Source organism: Flagellimonas algicola (assembly GCF_005937185.1).
Classification (GTDB): domain Bacteria; phylum Bacteroidota; class Bacteroidia; order Flavobacteriales; family Flavobacteriaceae; genus Flagellimonas; species Flagellimonas algicola.
In genome coordinates this window covers 1,279,513-1,303,845 of record NZ_VCNI01000001.1, presented here as the reverse complement: position 1 = coordinate 1,303,845, position 24,333 = coordinate 1,279,513, and the positions used below count along the sequence as shown (strand labels likewise).

Below are 24,333 nucleotides of genomic sequence, written 5' to 3'. Positions count from 1 at the left end.
GGGTCGGACTGGCTGTTCGGCCTATTCAATTCTTAAAATTAAGCACCCAATAAGCAACCTATAACCAAAAGGATATATGTCACAGCATGAACAAGTAGTTAAAATGAACAAATCCTATACGGTGCTCATTAGTCTGATAGTGGCTCTTGGAGGATTTCTATTAGGCTTTGATAGCGCGGTAATATCTGGTGCGATTAAAGGCATTACCACCTATTTTGAAATGACAGATGCCATGCTTGGATTTGCCGTGGGCTGTGTCATTTTTGGTGCCATGGCCGGAAATTTGATGGCTGGACCCCTCGCGGATAGATTTGGGAGAAAAAAGGTGCTTATTGTAGTTGCTGCGCTGTTTGCAGTTTCAGCTACATGGTCGGCATTGGCTACTGGCTATACCGAGTTCATTATTGCTCGAATTATTGGAGGAGTTGGTATTGGTGGAGCTATTTTGATAGCACCCATCTACATTGCGGAAATTGCACCTCCCAGGCTAAGGGGCAGTTTGGTTTCTTTTAACCAACTAAACATAGTCATTGGTATATCGGTGGCCTACTTTTCCAATTACTTTTTAGTGAATTATGGGGATGAAAGTTGGAGATGGATGCTAGGAGTAGAGGCTATTCCAGCAACTATATACTTCCTATCCTTGTTTACTGTACCGCAAAGTCCTCGATGGTTGATCTTAAAATTGAACAAAGTCAAGTTGGCCCGCAAAATTCTACAAAAAATAGGAGGGGAGGAATATGCGGAAGTAACCGTGCTGGAAATTCAAAGAGGACTGGAGAAAAAGGAGAAAAAAGGACGTTTGGCAGATTTGTTCAAAAGCAAATATGCTACCATCATGATCATTGCTCTTGGTGTAGCATTCTTCCAGCAAATTACGGGAATCAATGCCATTTTTTACTATGCCCCCACCATTTTTGAACAAGCGGGTGGCAGTACAGATTCCTCCTTTTTACAGGCTATCGTGGTAGGTCTCACCAACTTGGTTTTTACACTAGTGGCCATTTGGCTAATTGACAAGTTGGGAAGAAAACCACTACTTTTAATAGGTTCTGGGGTGATGACCATAGCATTACTAATGGCTACTATGGCCTTTAACAATGCCAGCTATGAGTTTAAAGAGTCCTCTTTGAGGAAGGTGGATGACTACCAGATTTACGTTGCATTGACAGAATTGGAGGGCAAGAGTTATGATAGTCAAAAAGCCTTGTTTGAAGAAATACGGGAAAAACTCACCTCTCAACAATTTTTGGATTTTAAGCGGAACCAAGTCACCAATTTCATCGACATCAATGCCACATGGGTTCTAATAGCCATTTTACTGTATGTGGCAGCATTTGCTATTTCATTAGGGCCGGTGATGTGGACCTTGATATCGGAGATTTTTCCAAATAAAATTAAGGGCATTGCCATTTCTGTGGTGGGCTTTTTCAATTCCTTGGTTAGCTTTTCGGTGACCCAAATTTTTCCTTGGGAGCTGACCAACCTTGGCCCTACATGGACATTTGCCATTTACGCAATATTTTCTGCCATAGCATTCCTTTTTGTTCACCGTTTTGTGATAGAAACAAAAGGTAAAACATTGGAGGAGGTGGAAGATTTGCTGATAAGGACATAACATATTGAATTCGAAAATGATAAGTGAACTACCACCAATAACAAAAACCAAAGCAGTTAATACCAAGAAAATGGAACAGGTTCAAATAGGTAATGAAGGCTTTTTTAAGATTTCAGATAGCGATAAATTAAGACCGTTCTTTATGAGCATCGTTAGTGATTCAGATCATTGGATGTTTATCTCAAGCAATGGGGGACTTTCTGCAGGACGAAAGAATACCGAATATTCGCTGTTTCCGTATTACACGGACGATAAGATTACTGAATCCGCTGAGATTACCGGAAGCAAAACCATTATTGTTGTGCATGCACCCGATGCTCCTGAAATTTGGGAACCTTTTTCAAATCGGAATAGAGAGAAATTTCATGTTACCAGGAACTTATACAAGAGTGTTTATGGTAACAAGATTCTGTTTGAAGAGATTAACCACGACTTGGAATTGAAATTTAGTTATCAATGGAATTCCAGTGACACCTATGGGTTTGTTCGGAAATCATCCTTGGTCAGTATGAGCGATAGAGAAATTAAGGTTTCTGTGCTGGATGGAGTCCAGAACCTAATTCCTTATGGGGTGAGTAGCGATCTTCAGAACAGACAAAGCAATTTGGTGGATGCGTACAAACGCAGTGAATTAATTGAAAAACAAGGAATTGGGATTTATGCCTTAAGCGCAATTATAGTGGATAGGGCTGAACCTAGTGAAGCTTTAAAGGCGAATATCGCTTGGTCTATAGGTTTGGATGACCCAAAGTATCTGCTATCATCCCTTCAACTTAATGACTTTAGAACAAAACATACAGTATATCAAGAAACGGATGTTAAAGCGGAAAAGGGAGCGTATTTTCTAAATTTCAATCTGTTGTTGACGCCAAAATCCAATAAAGACTGGATGATTGTTTTGAATGTAAACCAAAACCATGCATCCATTGCCAACATTATGGCTTCACTTGGGAATCCGGCTTCCCTTGTCAATAAAGTAAATGCAGATATTGAGAACGGTACAAAACAACTTATTGGGTTAACAGCAGCTTCAGACGGGCTACAACACACTTCTGATAGCTTACGGGATACCCGTCATTTTTCCAATACCCTCTTTAACATTATGAGAGGCGGTATTTTCGATGATGGCTATCAGATTGAGAAATGGGATTTCATGGATTACCTATCCAAGGCCAATAAAGAAGTCTACAAAAATGCTGCAAATACGCTTGCGGAATTGCCTGAAACATTTACCCTAAGCTCGCTTAAGAAAATAACCGAGCAAAGTGCAGATAATGATTTTGTACGTCTTTGTTTGGAATATATGCCCCTGAAGTTTAGTAGAAGGCATGGAGACCCCAGTAGGCCTTGGAACAGATTCTCCATTAATACAAGAAATGAAGTGGACGGTTCCAAAATTCTGGATTACGAAGGAAACTGGCGTGACATTTTCCAAAATTGGGAGGCTCTGGCCCATTCGTATCCTGAATTTATTGAGAACATGATCCATAAATTCCTGAACGCTACCACTTTTGACGGATACAATCCATACCGAATAACCAAAGGAGGCTTTGATTGGGAAATAGTGGAGCCGGATGATCCATGGTCATATATTGGGTATTGGGGGGATCATCAAATCATTTATTTGCTGAAATTCTTGGAGTTTGTTCAAGATCATTATCCGGGTAAATTAGAGCGTTATTTTGATAAGGATCTCTTTGTATATGCCAATGTGCCTTACAAAATCAAGAGTTTTGAAGATATTGTAAAGAATCCAAAGGATACTATTGAGTTTGATGACGAGCTGGATAAGAGCATTCGCAACAGAAGAGCCAAACTGGGGGCGGATGGAGCTTTGCTGACGACCGGCAACCTTACCATACATCGAGCCAATTTCTTGGAAAAAATATTGGCAACGGTACTGTCCAAATTGTCCAACCTAGTACCAGAAGGTGGGATATGGATGAATACCCAACGCCCTGAATGGAATGATGCGAACAACGCCCTTGTCGGCAACGGGGTGTCCATGGTTACCTTGTATTATTTGAGGAGGTTTCTAAAGTTCTTCGAAGAATTGCTTGACGGGTCTGAAGTCAAGGAAATCCTTATTTCGAATGAGGTAGGCGAGTTTTTTGTAAATATTGCCAAATGCCTGGATGATTTTCGCCATTTACTTTCAGAAAGTATAGAAGACAAGGAGCGATACCTAATTGTAGCACAATTGGGTCAGGCTGGAAGCTTGTTCCGATCAAACATTTACGAAAATTCATTTTCGGGACAAAAATCCGTGCTCTCGTTGAATGACCTAAAACATACTGTATCGGTTGCCTTGGAATTTTTGGAACATTCCATCATTGCCAATAAACGACAGGATGGCATGTACCATGCCTATAACTTGATGACAATAAATGAAAATGATACCGCTTCCATTTCCTATTTGAGCGAAATGCTGGAAGGACAGGTTGCAGTGTTAAGTTCTGGTTACCTAACACCAGAACAATACTTGGAGGTATTGGATGGACTAAAAAAGAGCAAACTGTTCAGACCGGACCAGTATAGTTATTTACTGTATCCGAACAAAGATTTGCCTTCATTCATGGATAAAAACACCATTCCAGATGGGCAGGTCAAAACCTCAGAATTGCTGTCAGCATTGGTACATGACGACAATCTAAAAATTATTGAAAAAGATATCAATGGGGCCTATCATTTTAATGGAGATTTTAAAAATGCTGCAGACTTGGAAGAAGCGTTACAGACTTTGTCGGATACGACTTATGCCAAACTCGCGGAAAAAGATTCTGAACTACTGCACCAAATTTTTGAAGAGGTATTTAACCACAAGGCATTCACCGGAAGATCTGGTACATTTTACGGATACGAGGGCCTAGGCTCCATTTATTGGCATATGGTGTCCAAATTACTGTTGGCCGTCATGGAATGTTCAGTGGAAGCCATAAAACAAAGTGCCAACGATATTGTTGTTGGTAAATTACTGGAACATTTTTATGAAATCAATGAAGGAATCGGGGTACACAAATCCCCAGAGCTGTATGGTGCATTTCCCACCGATCCGTATTCCCATACTCCTGCGGGCAAAGGAGCTCAGCAACCAGGAATGACAGGGCAGGTAAAGGAGGATATTTTGAGCAGGTTTGGCGAATTGGGAGTTTTTGTAGATGGAGGGAAACTCAAATTTGACCCGGTATTGCTTAGAAAGAGCGAGTTTTTGGAATCACCCGCTAGCTTCCGTTTTGTGGATGTGAATGCCCAGCTAAGGGAAATACAGATAGAAAAGGATGCCCTATGCTTTACGTATTGCCAGGTTCCTATCATTTATAATATTTCGGATGAAGAAACCGTGGTTGTACTGGATAAAAACAACAGCAAAACTAGTTTTGATTCACTAAGTCTTGACTTAAAGCATAGTAAGGAGCTGTTTAACAGATGCGATGAGATCAGGTGCATCATTGTTAACCTTAAACAGGATCGATTAAGATGAATGAAAAAATCGTATTATGAAGTCAGCAATAAAATTGTTTCTTGTATTTCTGGTCATCTTGGTGACCCACGCTTGCAAGGAGAAAAAAAATAGTACAGAAGATCATCAATCCCAAACACCTCAAGAAGTGACAGCGAAAGATATTTTAGGCAATCCAGAATTTACGGCCATATCCTACGGCGGATACAGGGCAATTTCCAGAGATGTTCAACCAACCTTGGAGGAACTTAAGGAAGACATGCGATTGTTATCGGCCATGGGCATTAAAATTGTGCGTACCTATAACGTGCAGTTACAACAGGCTTCCAACTTATTGAAGGCCATTCGGGAAATGAAGGAGGAGGATTCCAGCTTTGAAATGTATGTGATGCTGGGAGCATGGATAGACTGTAAAAATGCATGGACGGACAAGGAGCCGGATCACCTTGTGGAAAGTGAGCAGAACGAAGCAGAAATTGGCAGGGCGGTGGCATTGGCCAATGCATACCCGGACATTGTAAAAATAGTTGCAGTGGGCAATGAGGCCATGGTGAAATGGGCCACAAGTTATTATGTGCAGCCGAGTGTTATACTAAAATGGGTGAACCATTTGCAAGCGCTTAAGAAAGAAGGAAAGCTTCCTAAAAATTTATGGATTACCAGCTCGGATGATTTTGCTTCTTGGGGTGGGGGAGACCCGGAGTACCATACCAAGGATTTGGAAGAACTGATCAAGGCGGTGGACTATATTTCCATGCACACATATGCGTATCACAATACGCACTATAATCCGGCATTCTGGGGCGTTCCTGAAGATGAGGAAAAGCTAGTTGATATAGCCAAAATTGAAGGCGCGATGCTAAGGGCAAAATCATTTGCAATGTCTCAGTACGAAGCTGTGACCAAGCACATGAAAAGTTTGGGTGTTGATAAACCGGTTCACATTGGTGAAACAGGATGGGCCACAGTTTCCAACGGACAATATGGACCCAAGGGTTCCAAGGCCACTGATGAGTTTAAAGAGGCTTTGTATCATAAACATATGCGCGAATGGACCAATAAGGCTGGAATTTCCTGTTTCTATTTTGAAGCATTCAATGAAAAATGGAAAGATGCCCATAACAAACAAGGCTCAGAAAACCATTTTGGTCTCTTTACCCTGGAAGGTCAAGCCAAATATGCCCTTTGGGATTTAGTGGATCAAGGGGTATTTGATGGGTTGACCCGCAACGGAAATCCAATAACCAAGACGTATAATGGAAATTTGGAAGCCCTTATGACGGATGTACTTGTTCCCCCGCTGAAACGAGAACAGACGGTAGCCCAATAGACTTGAACAAAGAAACTTGACGCAATGAGGCTATTTGGTAAAATTTTAATGTTAACCATAGTATTGGTAATGGCAATATCATGTAATACAAAACACTTGGAGGTGGAGATTTATGAGACTTCTGAAGAAGGTCATAAATTGTCTCCAGTCCTACCAATTAATAAAGTTGGGGATGGTACCAAAATCATACTTTTACCAGATAATCAATACCAAACAATTACCGGTTTTGGGGGTTCATTTACTGAATCTTCAGCTTCTTTGCTTAATCAAATGGGTGAGGAAAATCGAAGAAAAATCATTGACGCTTACTTTGGACCCGATGGAGCGCAATATTCGCTGACCCGGACTCATATGAATTCCTGCGATTTTTCTTTGAGTAACTATTCCTACGCACCGGTGGAAGGAGATGTGCAACTCGAACATTTTACCATCGAAGCGGACAAGGACGATATTATCCCCATGATCAAAAAAGCCATGATGGCGTCTAAGGATGGATTTAAAATATTGTCCTCCCCTTGGACTGCTCCGCCATGGATGAAAGACAATAAAGATTGGCGGGGAGGCAAGCTTTTGCCAGATTATTACGATACCTGGGCGCTCTTTTTTTCCAAATATGTGGATGCATACAAAGCTGAAGGTATCGATATCTGGGGTTTTACCGTGGAGAATGAACCTTTGGGCAACGATAATAATTGGGAAAGTATGCACTTTTCGCCTGCTGAAATGACTCATTTTGTACAGCACTTTTTAGGCCCAAAATTAGAGGCAGAGGGCAAGAGCCACATCAAAATACTGGGATACGACCAAAACCGGGAACATTTGAAGGATTGGGTGGATGAAATGTTCCAATCTGAGGAAAGTTCCAAGTACTATGACGGTACTGCCATTCATTGGTACGCCAGTACTTTTGAAGTATTCCCAGATGCCTTGCGGTATGCCCATAACAAAGCTCCAAACAAGCACCTAATTCAATCGGAGGCCTGCGTGGATGCTCAGATACCCAAGTGGAAGGATGATACCTGGTATTGGTCCAAAGAAGCAACGGATTGGGGATGGGACTGGGCACCGGAGAAAGACAAGCACATGCATCCCAAATATGTGCCGGTCTTCAGATATGCCCGGGATATTATTGGATGTTTGAACAACTGGGTGGACGGCTGGATTGATTGGAACATGGTTTTGGACAGGCAGGGCGGCCCCAATTGGTTCAAAAATTGGTGTGTAGCGCCAGTTATAGTTGATCCAACCAAGGACGAGGTTTATTTTACCCCCTTGTATTATACAATGATCCACTTCAGTAGGTATATACGCCCCGGCGCCATACGGATTGGATTTGAAAATTCAAATCGTGATTTACAGGTCACTGCGGTAAAGAATCCTGATGGCAACATTGCAGTCATTATTTTAAACGAACATTCGGAAGCTAAAATTTTTTCATTGGTTTTGGATGAAAATACAATACCAATCAAGATACATGGTAAATCCTTGCAAACTATCGTTATTCCTAACGAATCTGATAAAGGTTAAACCAGCTAATACTAACTAAAACAACAATTATGTCAAACGTAAAGACCATCAAAACAGATAGGGTCCCCTTGGGACAAAAAGCCGCTTTTGGAGCAGGGCATTTGGTTTTGAACTTATATCCCGGTGCTTTGGGATTCTTTATGTTCTTTCTATTGACTGCATTTGGCATGGATCCATTTTTGGCAGGACTTTTAGGGGGATTACCTCGATTTTTTGATGCCATCACCGATCCAATTATGGGGTTTATTTCAGACAACACAAGCTCAAAATGGGGTAGAAGGAGACCTTATATCTTTGTTGGGGGGATTCTAAGTGCCATTACATTTGTGTTGCTTTGGCAACTTGATGAAGGCAATTCCTCAGACTATAATTTTTGGTACTTCCTTATCATGTCGATGGTTTTTCTAATTGGAAATACCATGTTTGCCACCCCATTGGTAGGTTTGGGTTACGAAATGACTTCTGATTATAACGAGCGGACACGTTTAATGGCATTTTCGCAAACCGTGGGGTTATTGGCCTGGGTTATTGTTCCTTGGTTTTGGGTAATCATTGCAGACCCTGATGTTTTTAGTAATCAAGCTGAAGGGGTACGAACAATGGCCATATATGTAGGGGCGGCATGTTTGCTACTTGGACTATTGCCGGCCATTTTTTGTAGGGGTATGGATGCATCCCATATGGGAAACAGGAAAAAGCTAACCTTTACCTCCATATTTAGTAATTTAAAAGACTTGTTTGTCAGCATAAAAGAAGCTGTAAAGAATAGGCCCTTTATGAAATTGTGTGGCGCTACTTTTTTAGTATTCAATGGGTATCAAATTGTGGCATCCTTTAGTTTTTTCATCTTCGTTTTTTACATTTTTAATGGAAGCTACGAAGCCACTGCCACATGGCCAGCTTGGTTTAGCTCCATCGGTGCATTGGTATCGGCATTTTTAGTGATTCCGATTGTATCTGCAATGGCAACCAAATGGGGTAAAAAGAAGGCTTTTATTATTTCAACGGCCTTGTCCATTGTTGGATATCTCATGAAATGGTGGGCATTCACCCCAGATAACATTTGGCTATCTTTCATTCCTATTCCATTGATGTCATTTGGTTTGGGAAGTTTGTTTACATTAATGATGAGTATGACGGCTGACGTGTGTGATTTGGACGAACTTAGAAATGGCATGCCTCGAAAAGAAGGGACGTTTGGCGCATTGTATTGGTGGGTTGTGAAACTCGGTCAGGGCTTGGCGCTGGTTTTGGGAGGTTTGGTTTTAAAGGTTATTGGGTTTGATGGGAACGCGGCCACCCAAACGGTAGAAACCTTGACCAAATTAAGAATAGCAGATATTATTATTCCTGTAGTTACCGCCGGTTTGGCTATCTGGGTGATGTGGAAATACAGCTTGTCTGAAGAAAGAGCAAAAGATATTAAAGCACAATTGGAAGAAAGAAGAGGAGTTTTATAAGGTTTTGGAAGATTGATTAATAGAAAAAAACAATAAGATGTCAACGAAATTAATAATTATATCAGTAGGGATTTTGCTTGTGGTCATTGCCATTCTTGGCAATAGAACAGGAAGCTCGGATAAGGGATTTCTCGGGAGCAAGCTGGTAATGTTCTTCGGAATCATTGGAGTTTTGATGGTTATGTACGGTAGTTATTCGTCGGAACTTGTAAACTTTAATACGCAAATGGAGCAAGTTTCCATTGGTAATAAATTAAAGGTAAGCGGTCCCGTTGATGTGGTAAAGGTGGTGTCGCCAATCGCGCAAGATTCTGTGGATTGTCGCATTTTGACCATGGGTGTCTACCCCAAGGGTCATACCAAAGATATTTGGGTCGTCATCAGACCCACCGATGACCGGTATTATCCACAATCCGATCACACCAATACATCATACAAAAGAGATGGGGAATGGCAGGTTGTTACCCGATTTGGAGGGGACAAGGGAGAAGCGTATGATTTGATCATATATGAAGCAAATGCTGCGGCTTCCTCATTTTTCAGTACCACCATAGCCAATTGGAAGGAAAAGGATGAATACCCCGGCTTACAATTGGAAGAAATGCCGGCTGGAGCGAAAGAACTGGAGCGTCTTGTGATTTACACCAGTAAAAACTGTAGAGGTGTTTTTTAATTACTGTTTAATTACGGTTAGAATGGGATCCGAAGGAAAAAGGATGAGCCCATCAGTTAAAAGGAAGCAAAACTAACTAAGGAATACGAAACAAAATCGAAGACCACTATGTCGTATAAAGCAGAACGATTTCTTAATCTAGCTTCATTGGATTATGCTGGGAAAAGTGAAAAGGAACTAAAGCTACTGTGTAGGGAAATTTTAAAAGAAGGTATGCATGGTCTTTGTTTTAGTCCGTATTTGGAAAATCAGCAACCTGGAGATCAGATTTCTGAAGAGCAGATCCATCGTCGCATGAAAATTATTAAGCCGTATACCAAGTGGATTAGGTCTTTCTCTTGTACAGACGGCAATGAGGCAATACCAAGAATTGCAAAAGAATATGGTATAAAGACTATGGTAGGTGCATGGTTGGGCGATAACCCAGAAATCAACGAAAAGGAAATCGCAGGGCTCATCAAATTGGCCAACGAAGGTTATGTTGATATTGCTGCGGTTGGAAATGAAGTGATGTACCGGGGAGACTTAACGGAAGAGCAATTATTAGATTTTATTTATCTGGTTAAAGATGCCATTCCAAATGTGACCGTTGGCTATGTGGATGCCTATTATGAATTTACAGATCACCCTAGAATTACAGATGCGTGTGACGTGATATTGGCCAATTGTTACCCATTTTGGGAAGGGTGCGATCTGGATTATTCCCTGTTGTACATGAAGGATATGTATCAGCGAGCACTAAGGGCAGGAAATGGTAAAAAAGTGATTATATCAGAAACAGGTTGGCCTAGTCAGGGCACCAATCTGGAAGGAGCTTTTCCGTCCTACGAGAATGCCCTAAAGTACTTTATGAACACTCAAAAATGGTCCATGGAAGAAGATATTGAAATATTCTATTTTTCGTCTTTTGACGAGTCATGGAAGGTAGGGGCCGAGGGAGATGTTGGCGCCTATTGGGGCTTGTGGGACAAAGATGAAAAATTAAAATTCTAGTCGCTGCAGGTATGGACAAAGTAAGTTAAGTTTCATTTACAATTGTAGGACGTATAGCCAACGGTCCTGAATATTGGATTTTTCTTACTTTTTCTATCAGCCCCAAAATTCCTTTTTTGGAACTGAAGCTAGTTGAATTAGGGTCTTGAAGCCACTTTACCTAGGACTCTGATACTGTTTAACATGTAATTTGTGTTAACGTACACATTTTTTCTTATATTGCATACAAACCTTGACTTTTGGGCATGAATTTTTGCACTAAATCAACCAAGAAAAGAAACGTATTCCAGAAGTTAATTGATGGAAATTGGGAACAACAATAGCTCCACAGTTGTTATTGATGTCCCCATTAGTGCCTTCGGTCTAATTATTTCCGTCTTCTTTTATCAATTATTTAAATTTTAAATGGAAATAGGAAATATGGGTTATAGAATCCTCTTGTTTATAGCGGCAATTTCGGTAACCTTACCGCTTTCTGCACAAACCAAGACCAATGCTTCAAAAACTGTCAAAGTGCTTTCGTTCAACGTCTTTGGCGGGAGAACCACAAAAGGGGATTTGAATTTTGAAGTTGTGGCCAAGGTAATTCGGGACGTGAATCCAGATTTGGTGGCCTTACAGGAGGTGGATTATAATGTTAACCGATCTAGAAAAGTGGATTTGGCTACCGAGTTGGGCTGGCGAACCAAGCTTATACCCATCTTTGCTCGGGCCATGTATTATGATGGAGGAGAGTATGGAGAGGGCGTATTGTCAAGATATTCGTTTTTGACAACTCGAAGCGTTCCGCTTCCAAATATTGAAGGACAGGAGCCTCGCACAGCATTGGAAGTGGTTGTTGAGCTGCCATCAAGGGATACCATAGCCTTTGTGGGCACTCATTTTGCACATGAAGGACCGGCCGGAAGGGAGCTTCAGGCCAAGGCGTTAAATGAAATTTTTACTAAAAATAAATACCCGACCATTTTGGCCGGTGATCTAAATGCAAGACCAGGAAGCAAAACCATTACAACTTTGGAGGAGTTTTGGGAACCGACCTATAACAGGGAGAATCCAGAACCTACGTCCCCTTCACATGATCCCAAATCAAAAATTGATTATATCATGTTTTACCCTAAAAATAAATGGAGGGTAGTGGACAAAGAAATTATTGTGGACACCTATGCTTCCGACCACTGTGCATATTTAGTGACCTTGGAGCTTTTAGATTGATTTGACCAAGACTGTAGGTTGGTATTGGTAGAAATAGACTAAAGAGAACAAAACGAGAAAATGATAATAAAATCCATCAAAATAACAATATGTCTTACGGCATTGTTGGTCGGGTGCAAATCGGACCAAAAAACAATGGCCAAAAGGACGAATGTTGTGTTTATTTTGGTGGATGATTTAGGGTGGAAAGATTTGGGCTGTTATGGCAGCACATTTTACGAGACTCCCAACATTGACAAACTAGCCCAAAAAAGTGCCGTTTTTACAAACGCCTATGCCGCAAGTCCGGTTTGTTCCCCAACTCGGGCCGCAATTTTGACAGGTAAACATCCTACGCGAGTTGGAATAACGGATTGGATTCCAGGATTTGACCCTAAAGACCGGACGCTTTTGGGACCCAATGATTTGCATCAATTACCCTTGGAAGAAACAACTTGGGCCGAGGCCCTGAAGCAAAAAGGATACCAGACCTTTTTTGCCGGGAAGTGGCATTTGGGGGATGAAGGGTTTTTTCCGGAAGACCAGGGATTTGATATAAACAAAGGAGGGCACCATATGGGGCAACCTCCGGGAGGCTATTACTCACCCTATAAAAATCCAAGACTTTCAGATGGTCCGGAAGGGGAGTACTTAACGGATAGATTGGTGGGCGAATCCTTAGAATTCATGGAAGCCAATCAAGAGAACCCGTTTCTATTGTACTTATCCTTTTATACCGTCCACACTCCAATTCAAGCCAGTAAAAGGCATTTGGAAAAGTTCAGGATAAAACGACAAACGCTTGCCGATTCCATTCCACACATTGCCAGTGAAGGACAGGGCTACACCACACAAGGTCAAACCAATGCGGAATATGCTTCCATGGTTTATGCCATGGACGAAAATGTTGGAAGGATATTGGACCGATTGCAAGAACTGGATTTGATGGACAACACGCTACTGGTTTTTACCTCGGACAACGGAGGCTTGTCAACCGTGGCCAATGCAAATAGGGTAGCACCCACGGATGTTCTGCCCTTGCGTGCCGGTAAAGGATGGGCCTATGAAGGAGGCATTCGAATCCCGTTGATCATCAAAAAGCCTGGTGCCGACAAGGGATTGGTTATAGAAGCTCCGGTAAATAGTATGGATCTGTACCCCACAGTCCTTAATACATTGAAGTTGGAGGCAAGACCGGAACAGCATCAGGACGGAGTGGACCTTAGTGGGTTATGGGAGAATGGGGTAGAAGAGGTTCATGATGTGCTTTTTTGGGATTTCCCACACTATCATGGTAGTGCATGGACTCCTGGATGTGCCCTTAGAAAAGGAGATTGGAAAGTGATTCAATTCTATGAGGGGAATAAAGCAGAACTGTACAACCTAAAAGAGGATATCGGGGAGCAGAACGACTTGGCAGAAGCACATCCTGAAAAGCTTGGAGAGCTAATGAAAGAAATGGAAAAAGTGAAAGCAAAATTGGGTGCAAAAGCCCCAACAGAAAACATAAATAATAAAACTAATAGCAAAATTGATCTTTGATGACCTTTTTTTTGAGTACCTTATATGTGTACAATTCAGGTCGTCAATAAAGTATCCCATAAAAAATAGAGGAAGACTTTAGGCAACAAACTGAACAACTACAACTAACTAACTAACTTAACATGGCTTCACCTAACTTTAGTGCAGCTGCAAAAATTCATCGGATAACCGGCAATTCGAAAGTAAAATCGGATACCTGTAACTTTGATGCGACCAAGGAATGGAAATTGTTTTGTGACGGTAGCGAAGCTGCATTCGTAAAAATCTACAATCACTATTTCCATATGCTCTACAATCTAGGTAGACAATTCTCTGGAGATACTGAATTATTGAAGGATGTACTGCAGGAAACGTTTATCACGATCAGGGAAAAAAGGAGCAAACTTCATAAAGTGGTTTCTGCAAAGGCATTTCTGATCAAATGCTATAGGAACAACATTCTATCCGAACAGAAGAAGCGGAAAAAGAATATGACCTTGAATTTTTCAGCAACACCCTACGCGTTCCATTTGACCCCGTCACATGAAAGTGTCCTGATCAATAGGCGCTTTGAGGCAGATCAAATCAAATTGATTCAAGATTCCCTGAACAAACTAACCCGACGGCAAAGAGAGGCGATATATTACCTTTATTATAATGGGCTCACATATTCCCAAATAAAGGATGTAATGGGTTTTTCCAGTGTAAGGGCGGCCCGAAACTTAATTTATAGATCCTTGACAGAGTTAAAAAAACAGGTTGAAATTTTGGGGGAACCTAAAAAAATAGGGTAAAGCGCTGTTCAGTGCTGTTTAATTCAAATTTCTAGCAACTTTTTTTATTTCCCATAAAAAATCGTAGTTGCTTAATAATCAATAGTTAACATTAAGGAAACATATAAAATGACAACATAAATCTTAAATTTTTGCAAAAAAGGCAATTTTTTTTGATGTCATTTAACCTTTTCTTAAGTCTTTATAATACAGGAGAACACCAAATGGACTATCACGAGTATGAACTTGAGGATTTTTTAGCTAATTCCGAATTTAGGGATTGGGTAATTAAACCAAATAGATCTTCGCATTTTTTCTGGAAAAACTGGTTGGCTGCAAACCCTTCAAAAAGGGAAATAGTTTTGGCAGCCAAGGAGATTCTTCTTTCCCTTAGCTTTCATCTGGACAATGATTTGGATGACAAGGCAAGGGAAGAACTTTTGACGTCCATTTTGGGCAAAAGAAATCTCATTCCAAAAAACAATGGGAATAACCTAATGGCCTTCATACTTCCTTTGGTAGCATGTGGATTGTTGTTCTTCGGCTTAGTCATAGGAATGCGGATGTCCGCAACAACTGAGCTGATGCCGACCACCCAGTCCATTTCCTATTTGGAAAAGGAAAACCTAAGGGGAAAAAAGTCCAGAATTACTCTGCCCGATGGTACAACCGTATACCTTAATAATAATAGTAGGATTAAATATGCCTCCAGATTTGTCAATGAAAGACAAGTTTATTTGGAGGGCGAGGCCTACTTTGAGGTGGAAAAGGATCCTGCCAAACCTTTTTTGGTTAAATCCAACGGATTGGTGACCAGGGCTTTGGGTACAGCTTTTAATGTTAAAGCGCATAAGGGAAAGAAAGTGGAAGTTGGATTGGTGGAAGGTAAAATCTCAGTAGCCCCTGTACTTGAAGACAAGAAAGTTGGAATCATTGACAGCCCAGGAGGGAAGGCCACTTTTACCTCAGATGATGGGGAATTGAATTTTTCGGCCTATGCCGACATGGACTTTTATAAATGGACCAAGCGAACTCTGGTCTTTAAAGCTGCTGGTTTTGATGAAATTGAGGAGACCTTGGAAAACTGGTACGACGTTGACATTACAGTACGCAATCTGAACAGACGTGTCACCTATACTGGTGAATTTCCCAGCGAAAGTTTGGAAAACGTGTTGGAGAGAATCGCTTTCGTTGAAAAATTTTCATTTAGGATAAATGAGGAAAATGAAAGAGAGATAACGATCTATTTTAAATAGTGAAAATTAGAACTTAAACAATTTGAAATAATAACCACTAAAACTTAAACGTATGAAAATGAAATGCTACCCGTAAAAAATAAGTTTGCTCCAAAGAAAATGGCACTTTCGATGGAGACAAACTTATCATCAAAAGTTCAATTAAAGTATATCAACTAAACCGATGTAAAAGTATGAAATTTAAACTATCTAAAACAGTCGCTATGCTCTCTAGGATATTTATTTTGCAAATGGTGTTCTGCTATTTTGCAATGGCCAATGAGGGGTATACGCAAAGTATGAAAGACACCTACCTTGAGTGGAACTCAGACCGACAGGTGAAGGTATTGGATGTCTTTGAGGAAATCGAGAACCAATCTGCTTTCAAATTCAATTATGATGAGAATGACGTGAACAGGAGGACCAAGTTCCAAATTGCCCTGGGAACACATTCAGTTTATGATTTATTGGAGCAGATAAGTAAAGAAGCATCTTTGAATTTTAGAAGGATGAACAGCACCATTGCTGTGACGCCAAGACTCGAAGAAGCAACTCCCGAAATTATTGAAAAAGTTGTTCAACAAACCGTGACAGGAAATGTTACGGATGACGCGGGATCACCTTTACCCGGGGTAAACGTTGTAGAAAAGGGAACTTCAAACGGTACATCTACCGATTTTGATGGAAACTATACCATTTCGGTTTCAAGTGGTGCAGTACTAGTGTTTACTTCTTTAGGTTTCACAGCTCAAGAAGTTGCTGTAGGCGGGCAATCAACCATTAATGTATCAATGGGTGAGGACGCAGAGCAATTAGGAGAAGTGGTGGTAACCGCTTTGGGTATCAAAAGGGAAGAAAAAACCCTGACCTATGCCCAACAAACTGTAAGCGCCGATGAAATTACAAAAACAAGAGACGTTAACTTCCTTAATAGTATCAACGGTAAAACCGCTGGTGTGGAAATCAAGAAAAGTAGCTCAGGTGCAGGTGGATCCACCAAAATTGTACTGAGAGGTAACAAATCACTTGAAGGTGATAGTACTCCTTTATTCGTAATCGATGGTATTCCATTGGCCAACAACCGGGGCAATCAGCCAGGAATGTGGGGTGGAACTGATTCCGGGGACGGGATATCAGCTTTAAACCCAGATGATATTGCAAGTATCAGTATCCTAAGAGGTGCCAACGCGGCCCTACTTTACGGAAGTGCTGGTGCTAATGGGGTTGTATTGATTACCACTAAAGAAGGACAGGCTGGAAAAACTACGGTATCCCTTAACTCTGGTGTTACTTTTGAAAGTGTTATTGAGACACCAGATTTACAATTTAAGTATGGAGCAGTTGATGGAGCCAAAGAAAGCTGGAGCACCACGCCCGGTAATTATGCCAGTAACTATGTGGATGATTTCTTTTCCACCGGTGCCAACTTTATTAATTCACTTTCCATAAGTGGTGGAAACGACAAGACTACGGCTTATTTCTCGTATTCCAACACCACGGCCACTGGAATTACTCCTGATAATACGTATTCTAGAAACAACATGTCCTTTAAGCAGTCTACCAAACTATTGGATGATAAATTGACTGTAAGTTCAAATATCATCTTGTCCATAGAGAATTCGGAGAATAGATTGCCTTCAGGATATTACCTAAATCCGTTGACTGGACTTTATTTCTTTCCTCGTGAACGTGATTTTGAGGATACCCGAGTTAATTATCAAATATTTGATGTTGGACGAAATCTTTACACAATGAATTGGTTTGTTGAAGATCACCACCAATCCAATCCCTATTGGATTATTAACAACCAACCCAGGGAACAGAACAATAGAAGGGTAATTGCTAATTTGACATTGAACTATCAAATTATGGATGCACTTAATCTTCAGGTTAGGGGTAATTACGATTATGCCAATGTTAGACGTGAGCAACGCCATGCAGCTACTTCCAACACTACTAATGTAAATAGAAATGGTACTTGGGATTACCATAAATACGAAGATCGTTTGATCTATACCGATGCTATTTTAACCTATGATTCCGACCTGTCGGAAGACTTTAGTCTAACGGCACTTGTGGGAGGTAGTTACACGGAAACGGATTATGGCGATGGAGTACGAGTTACCCCAAGTAGTGGTAATGGTCTCATTTATCCAAATGAGTTCAATTTTCAGAATTTAGAGTTGACACAAAGACCAGTTGAATCCGTTACCAATGGGGTCATTAAAAAGCAGGGATTGTTTGCCAATGCTACTTTGGGTTATAAAGAAATGCTGTTCTTGGATTTGGGTGGAAGAAACGATTGGGCCTCTACCTTGGCCCTTACAGGAAATGATTCCTACTTCTATCCATCCGTAGGTTTAACTGCTATTGTTAGTGAAATGTTTGAAATGCCAGAGGCTATTAGTTTTGCCAAGTTTAGAGTTTCCAGAACCCAGGTAGCCAATGAGGTACCTTTCAACCGAATCAGTCCACGCAGCAGCATTGTAGATGCTAATGGAACTTTACAACGAAATACGGACAAGCCTTTTCTCGATGCCAAACCTGAAATCATTACCAGTACTGAAATTGGAGCTGACTGGCGCTTTTTTAGCAACAGATTGGGAATTGACTTTACCTATTACCATATCAAGAGTACAGATCAATTTGTTCCTGTTCCATTGGATGCTTCAGACCCAGAATCAGAAGGTAGATATACAAGAAAGTTCATTAATGCTGGTGAAATTGTAAACAAAGGTGTTGAGATTTCCCTGAATGGGTCGCCCATACGCAATGACAACTTGGAGTGGAATACGGCATTTAACTTTACAAGAAATAGAAGTGAGATTGTGGATATTGGACCAGATGATTCAAGGGTGGTGAATCTTGGATCATCTGAAGGCTATAGTTCTCGATTAGTTGAGGGAGGGCGATTCAATGATATTTATGTCTTGAAATTCCGTAGGGACGATCAAGGAAGAATACTTTTTGATGATGATGTAACAGACCCCGAACCTTTAAGAACCCAGGATCAGGAACTTATTGGTAATTTGGATCCAGACTTTACCTTGGGTTGGAACAATACGGTATCCTTTGGAAGATGGAATGCCAGCGCCTTGATTAACGGAGTGTTTGGAGGCAAAGTATTTAGCCAGACCGAATCCATGCTGGACGGAGCAGGGGTTTCCCAGCGTACAGCAGACGCCCGTGATGCAGGAAGTGTGGCGGTAAATGGAGTACGTGAATCTTCAGGAGAACCAGTCACCAGTGTGAATCCAGAGTCCTGGTTCCGTTTCCTTGGTGATCGTAATGGTGTTGGTGAAGCATATGTGTACGACAGGACCAATATTAGATTGGCACAGATGTCTTTGGGGTATGATATTGATTTGAAAAAACTGAATATGCCCTTCATACAATCAGCCTCCATATCCTTTATTGGCAATAACTTGTTCTTCTTGAAGAAGGAAGCACCCTTTGATCCAGAATTGGCCATGAGTACCAATAGAAATTCTGTAGGCCTCGATAACTTCAATCTACCTTCCACAAGGAATTATGGACTGAACCTTAAAGTAACTTTTTAAAAAATGGATATGAAGAAGTATATATATATATTATCAATGGTAGTGGCACTAGGTGCCTGTACCAGTGACTTTGAAGAGACCAATACCAATCCATACCAAATTTCCGACGAGTCATTGACGCAGGATTTTAACAGTATTGGTGCCTTCTTCCCGAGCTTGCTGTCAAATCTTTATGGTATTCAGATAGACCATAATTTGACCAATGATTCCTATGCCAGGCATTTGGCAACGCCTACCCCTTTCGTTGGTGGAGTAAACAATACCACCTATTATTTACGTTGGAATAGGTACTGGACCGTACAATACAACAACGTAATGGCCCCTGCCAACCAGGTAATCGATATTGCCAATCAAGGGGAAGGCAATGAAGTGTTTGTTGAATTGGCCAATTTGATCAAAATTCTTTCTATGCACCGTTTGACAGTATATCAAGGACCAATTATCTATACGGAATTTGGTTTGGGAAAAACTGGGGAGTATGACAGCGAGCAGGTACTTTATAATGCCTTCTTTTCGGATTTGGATCGCATCATAGGGGTGCTGAAAGCCAATCCCGAGTTTGGAGGTTTTGCTTCCTTTGATGCCAGTTATGGCGGTAGTACTGAACTGTGGGCCAAATTGGCAAACTCTTTAAGACTTCGCCTGGCCATCAGGATTTCCAAAGTAGATCCAGCCAAGGCACAAGCTGAGGGAGAAAAAGCTTTGGCAGATTCTGCAGGGCTTATTATGACCAATGCGGAAAACTTTAATATCTCCAACTATGGAAGAAAGTACCACCCAGCGGTTATCTGCTTCGAGTGGAACGATACCCGTATGAGTGCAAGTATGGAATCCATTTTAGGTGGATACGCAGACCCGAGGGTTTCTGCCTTCTTTGATGAGGCAACCGATCCCGCTGTTGTGGCGGATCACCCAGATTTCCCATACAAGGGAATCCGCAATGGAGCTAGCCTGGTGGCCAAGGATGACCGCTTGAGTTATTCCACCATTGATCTTTCATTTAATGATCCCGGAGATGTAACTGAACGTAAAATGTTTAGCGCTGATGAAGTATATTTCCTAATGGCAGAAGCTGCATTACGTGGTTGGGCTGGGGCTGGAGATGCCGGGACAAATTATGAAATGGGAGTCCGTACCTCATTTGATCTTTGGGGCGTTGGTGGAGTTGATGACTATCTGGCTGATAATACCAACATTCCATGGGACTATACGGACCCCAAAGCAGATGCAGGTGTTAATGCCTTTACGAATAGAATAACCAATACGATAGCTTGGGATGAAGCTGCTGATAATGAAACTAAATTGGAGAAAATCATTACTCAAAAGTGGATTGCTGCTTATACAGACTCCATGGAACCTTGGGTAGATCATCGTAGAACCGATTATCCTAAACTTCCGTTTAACTATCAGAACGATAGTAACTCGGATTGGGGGGTTATCGCAGACGATGATTTCTTAAGAAGAATGACATTTATCAACAGCGAGCGGGAAAACAATCCCGAAGGTGTTGCTGATGCAACTGCTAAGTTAGGTGGCCCCGATGAAATAGGAACGCGACTCTGGTGGGATACCGGAGGACCTAATTTCTAAAAAGGGGAGAAAAAAAACCTGTGGCGACCCCACAGGTTTTTTATTGTACTATCTTAAAAGACGCAAACCAATCCAAAATCTATGAGTTCCTATTACAAAGCGTTACTGCTGCTATTCTCTATTCTTGTTTCATGCAAAAAAATAGATTCCAGCAAGTTGTTTTCAAAAATGCCTTCCAGCCATACAGGCATTAAATTTAAAAATCTGGTCAACGAAACTGATGAGTTCAACATTCTTACCTACGGCAATATTTACAATGGGGGAGGAGTGGCCGTTGGCGATATCAACAATGATGGGTTACAAGACCTATACTTTACAGGAAGTATGGTTGGCAGCCGTCTTTATCTGAACAAAGGAGATTTTAAGTTTGAGGAAATTGCCCAAAAAGCAGGCGTATTTGCAGAAGGGCTTTGGAATACCGGAACTTCAATGGCAGATGTGAATGGGGATGGTCTTTTGGATATTTATGTCTGTCGATCGGCAGCTAAAGACAAGGAAAAAAGGCGAAACCTGCTCTTTATTAACAATGGGGATTTAACCTTTACAGAAAAGTCAGCAGAATATGGCTTGGATGACTTTGGATATTCCACACAGGGAAATTTTTTCGATTATGACAGGGACGGAGACATGGATGTTTTTGTACTTAATCATTCGGTTCAACCGTATTCAAGTCTTAAAAATGCCTCCAAGAACCTAAGAAAAAAATCGTTCCCGGATTATGCGGATCGTTTGTACCGAAATGACAATGGAAAATTTGTGGATGTCAGCCAAGAAGCCGGAATCATGTCCAGTGTATTGGGATTTGGATTAAGTGTTTCCATCAGTGATATCAATGATGATGCTTGGCCGGATATTTATATCTCCAATGATTTTCACGAACACGACTTTTTGTACCTGAACAATGGTGATGGCACTTTCACCGAAAGTCTAAAGGATTTTATTGGGCACACCTCCCATTTTTCCATGGGATCGGACATTTCAGATATCAACAATGATGGCAGGCCGGATATTGTAACCTTGGATATGCTCCCGGAAGGGAACTTTAGACAAAAAATGATCTCTGGCCCGGATAACTATGACAAGCACCAATTTCTTGTGGATTCTGATTTTCATCATCAGTACATGCGAAACATGCTGCATTTGAATCAAGGGAATTCCTTTGCGGAAATTGGACAATTGGCAGGAATACATGCTACCGATTGGAGCTGGGCACCGCTCTTTGCCGATTTTGACAACGACGGTTACAAGGATTTATTTGTGACCAACGGTGTTAAGCGGGACTATACCAATATGGATTTCATGAATTTTGCGGTTCAAAAGCGCTTGGAAGAAATGGATTCCGGAGTGGAAACCGCGATCAAGGATTTATTGGAAAATATTCCTTCCACCATTGAAGAAAATTACGCGTATCGGAACAAAGGGGATCTAACTTTTGGAAAAGTAACTGCAGATTGGGGCCTTGATGGGAAATCCCTTTCCAATGGCGCTGCCTACGTGGATCTAGACAATGATGGGGATTATGATTTGGTGGTCAACAATACGGACGACGAGGCTTTTATTTACCGCAACAACAGTGAGTTACTGGGGAACAACAACTATTTAAAGATACAGCTACAAGGCAAGGAAGGGAATACCTTGGCGGTGGGAGCCAAAGTGATTCTTAAATCAGATACCTTGCTGCTGCACCAGGAGTTGTATCCTGCAAGGGGATTTCAATCGTCCGTTGACCCTTCTCTTATTTTTGGTTTGGGGACCTTACAGAGTGTCGATAACCTAGAGGTGATATGGCCTGATGGGACGGTCTCTACAAAGAATAACATTGAGGCCAACCAAACATTAAGGTTCACACAGGCCGAAGCGACAATAGCGGATGTAGCTGAAAGTATACCACAGCAGCAATACTTTTCGGATATTACTTCCGATAGTTTATTGGTTTACAACCATATTGAAAATATGTTTGTGGACTTCAAGAGGGAATCGCTAATTCCTCACCAACTTTCCACCCAGGGGCCAAAAATGGCCAAATCGGACGTCAACAATGATGGCTTAGAGGATATTTTTATTGGTGGGGCAAAAGGTACTGCTGGAAAAATTTTGGTACAGCGAAGAACTGGGAATTTTGCTGAAGCTAACATCGTTTCATTCAAAGAGGATGAACAATCCGAAGATGTTGGCGCATTGTTTTTTGATGCGGACAACGATCAGGATATGGATCTCTATATAGTTAGTGGAAGCCACGAATTTGAAGAGGAAGCTCCTGAACTTCAGGACAGACTGTACATAAACAACAACGGAAACTTTACCAAAAAAGCATCTGCCTTACCCAAGATGCTGACCAATGGATCCTGTGTAAGAGCATACGATTACGACCAAGACGGTGATCAAGATTTGTTTGTGGGTGGCAGATCAGTGCCTGGCCAATATCCCAGGGCTGCCAGAAGTTATATTTTGAAGAACGATGGGAATGGTAACTTTAAGGATAGTACCAATGAGCTTAACAAGGATATATCCCAGATCGGTATGGTAACCGATGCCTTATGGACTGATTTTAATGGAGATGGGCTTAAAGATTTGATTTTGGTGGGCGAATTTATGTCCATTCGCTTTTTTAGGAATGAGAAAAGCAAATTAATAGAGGAAAACAATGCCGTCGATACTCAAAAATCCAAAGGCTGGTGGAACCGGATTGTTGAAGGCGATTTTGATAATGATGGAGATCAAGATTACGTGATTGGCAATTTTGGTTGGAATTCACAATTAAAGGCTTCCTCCGATGAACCAGTTCAATTGTATGCCAAGGATTTTGATGATAATGGAGCAATTGACCCTATTTTATGTTCCTACCTCATGGGTGAGAGCTATCCGGTATTCTCAAAAGACGATTTGGTGGAACAATTGAACGGGCTTAAAGCCAGATACGTCAACTATTCAGACTATGCCACCCAAAAAATAACAGATATTTTTTCACCAGAAGAGTTGGAGGGAGCCTATCTTTTGGAAGCCAATAATTTTTCTACGAGCTATATGGAAAACCTTGGTGATGGCACGTTCAACCTGACCCCCCTTCCTATCCAAACACAATTTTCACCCGTCTATGCAATTCTAGCAAAGGACATTAACAAAGATGGAAATCTGGATTTGGTTTTGGCCGGGAATTTCTACGGAACTAGGGTTAAATATGGCCGTTATGATGCCAACAATGGACTTTTGTTGTTGGGTAATGGCCAAGGAGACTTTCAAACTGTTGCAGATTTGGAAAGCGGTCTTAATGTAGATGGTGAAGTCCGTGATTTGGTAATAATCAATGGCAATTCAGAAGCTCCTCTACTACTATTTGCAAGAAACAATCAACCTGTGCAGGTGTACAGTTTAACCGCTGAAGACTAGCACTAAAACTAGAGT

14 protein-coding genes are annotated in these 24,333 nt (G+C 41.3%); all 14 read left to right on the top strand.

Annotated features, from left to right (window positions below; all coding sequences use genetic code 11):
* The first annotated feature begins 76 nt into the window (after positions 1–76).
* The 14 genes from FGG15_RS05725 (at position 77) to FGG15_RS05660 (ending at position 24,318) form a co-directional block, all read left to right on the top strand.
* Positions 77–1,618, top strand: a complete 1,542-nt coding sequence (locus FGG15_RS05725) for a sugar porter family MFS transporter (protein WP_138834116.1) — start codon at positions 77–79, stop codon at positions 1,616–1,618.
* 70 nt (positions 1,619–1,688) lie between these two features.
* On the top strand, positions 1,689–5,099 hold the full coding sequence (locus FGG15_RS05720; RefSeq protein WP_237561751.1) for a hypothetical protein: 3,411 nt from the start codon (positions 1,689–1,691) through the stop codon (positions 5,097–5,099).
* Positions 5,100–5,115: 16 nt separating this feature from the next.
* Positions 5,116–6,408, top strand: coding sequence for a glycosyl hydrolase family 17 protein (locus tag FGG15_RS05715; RefSeq protein ID WP_138834112.1), 1,293 nt, complete (start codon positions 5,116–5,118; stop codon positions 6,406–6,408).
* A gap of 69 nt (positions 6,409–6,477) precedes the next feature.
* Positions 6,478–7,935, top strand: a complete 1,458-nt coding sequence (locus FGG15_RS05710; RefSeq protein ID WP_237561750.1) for a glycoside hydrolase family 30 protein — start codon at positions 6,478–6,480, stop codon at positions 7,933–7,935.
* 29 nt (positions 7,936–7,964) lie between these two features.
* The gene (locus FGG15_RS05705) at positions 7,965–9,395 is read left to right on the top strand and encodes an MFS transporter (RefSeq protein ID WP_138834108.1); all 1,431 of its coding nucleotides are present in this window, start codon (positions 7,965–7,967) and stop codon (positions 9,393–9,395) included.
* Positions 9,396–9,432: 37 nt separating this feature from the next.
* Positions 9,433–10,068: a hypothetical protein gene (locus FGG15_RS05700; protein ID WP_138834106.1), complete on the top strand. Its 636-nt coding sequence runs from the start codon at positions 9,433–9,435 to the stop codon at positions 10,066–10,068.
* A gap of 108 nt (positions 10,069–10,176) precedes the next feature.
* Positions 10,177–11,061, top strand: a complete 885-nt coding sequence (locus FGG15_RS05695) for a glycoside hydrolase family 17 protein (RefSeq protein WP_138834104.1) — start codon at positions 10,177–10,179, stop codon at positions 11,059–11,061.
* 405 nt (positions 11,062–11,466) lie between these two features.
* On the top strand, positions 11,467–12,273 hold the full coding sequence (locus FGG15_RS05690) for an endonuclease/exonuclease/phosphatase family protein (protein WP_237561749.1): 807 nt from the start codon (positions 11,467–11,469) through the stop codon (positions 12,271–12,273).
* A gap of 135 nt (positions 12,274–12,408) precedes the next feature.
* The gene (locus FGG15_RS05685) at positions 12,409–13,794 is read left to right on the top strand and encodes a sulfatase (RefSeq protein WP_138834102.1); all 1,386 of its coding nucleotides are present in this window, start codon (positions 12,409–12,411) and stop codon (positions 13,792–13,794) included.
* A 122-nt stretch (positions 13,795–13,916) separates the two neighbouring features.
* Positions 13,917–14,567 (top strand): RNA polymerase sigma factor, encoded by a 651-nt coding sequence (locus tag FGG15_RS05680; protein ID WP_138834100.1) that lies wholly within the window; start codon positions 13,917–13,919, stop codon positions 14,565–14,567.
* Between the two features lie 155 nt (positions 14,568–14,722).
* Positions 14,723–15,802: a FecR family protein gene (locus tag FGG15_RS05675; protein WP_138834097.1), complete on the top strand. Its 1,080-nt coding sequence runs from the start codon at positions 14,723–14,725 to the stop codon at positions 15,800–15,802.
* A gap of 173 nt (positions 15,803–15,975) precedes the next feature.
* On the top strand, positions 15,976–19,341 hold the full coding sequence (locus tag FGG15_RS05670; protein WP_138834095.1) for a SusC/RagA family TonB-linked outer membrane protein: 3,366 nt from the start codon (positions 15,976–15,978) through the stop codon (positions 19,339–19,341).
* A 9-nt stretch (positions 19,342–19,350) separates the two neighbouring features.
* Positions 19,351–20,931: a SusD/RagB family nutrient-binding outer membrane lipoprotein gene (locus tag FGG15_RS05665; protein WP_138834093.1), complete on the top strand. Its 1,581-nt coding sequence runs from the start codon at positions 19,351–19,353 to the stop codon at positions 20,929–20,931.
* 81 nt (positions 20,932–21,012) lie between these two features.
* Entirely contained in the window at positions 21,013–24,318 is a 3,306-nt protein-coding gene (locus FGG15_RS05660; RefSeq protein ID WP_202619525.1) for a VCBS repeat-containing protein, read from the top strand.
* The last annotated feature ends 15 nt before the right edge of the window (positions 24,319–24,333 follow it).

Bases quoted from the DNA above. Each gene is read 5' to 3' on its own strand.
- FGG15_RS05725 (WP_138834116.1), top strand. From the start codon at position 77: ATGTCACAGCATGAACAAGTAGTTAAAATGAACAAATCCTATACGGTG.
- FGG15_RS05720 (WP_237561751.1), top strand. From the start codon at position 1,689: ATGGAACAGGTTCAAATAGGTAATGAAGGCTTTTTTAAGATTTCAGAT.
- FGG15_RS05715 (WP_138834112.1), top strand. From the start codon at position 5,116: ATGAAGTCAGCAATAAAATTGTTTCTTGTATTTCTGGTCATCTTGGTG.
- FGG15_RS05710 (WP_237561750.1), top strand. From the start codon at position 6,478: ATGGCAATATCATGTAATACAAAACACTTGGAGGTGGAGATTTATGAG.
- FGG15_RS05705 (WP_138834108.1), top strand. From the start codon at position 7,965: ATGTCAAACGTAAAGACCATCAAAACAGATAGGGTCCCCTTGGGACAA.
- FGG15_RS05700 (WP_138834106.1), top strand. From the start codon at position 9,433: ATGTCAACGAAATTAATAATTATATCAGTAGGGATTTTGCTTGTGGTC.
- FGG15_RS05695 (WP_138834104.1), top strand. From the start codon at position 10,177: ATGTCGTATAAAGCAGAACGATTTCTTAATCTAGCTTCATTGGATTAT.
- FGG15_RS05690 (WP_237561749.1), top strand. From the start codon at position 11,467: ATGGAAATAGGAAATATGGGTTATAGAATCCTCTTGTTTATAGCGGCA.
- FGG15_RS05685 (WP_138834102.1), top strand. From the start codon at position 12,409: ATGGCCAAAAGGACGAATGTTGTGTTTATTTTGGTGGATGATTTAGGG.
- FGG15_RS05680 (WP_138834100.1), top strand. From the start codon at position 13,917: ATGGCTTCACCTAACTTTAGTGCAGCTGCAAAAATTCATCGGATAACC.
- FGG15_RS05675 (WP_138834097.1), top strand. From the start codon at position 14,723: ATGTCATTTAACCTTTTCTTAAGTCTTTATAATACAGGAGAACACCAA.
- FGG15_RS05670 (WP_138834095.1), top strand. From the start codon at position 15,976: ATGAAATTTAAACTATCTAAAACAGTCGCTATGCTCTCTAGGATATTT.
- FGG15_RS05665 (WP_138834093.1), top strand. From the start codon at position 19,351: ATGAAGAAGTATATATATATATTATCAATGGTAGTGGCACTAGGTGCC.
- FGG15_RS05660 (WP_202619525.1), top strand. From the start codon at position 21,013: ATGAGTTCCTATTACAAAGCGTTACTGCTGCTATTCTCTATTCTTGTT.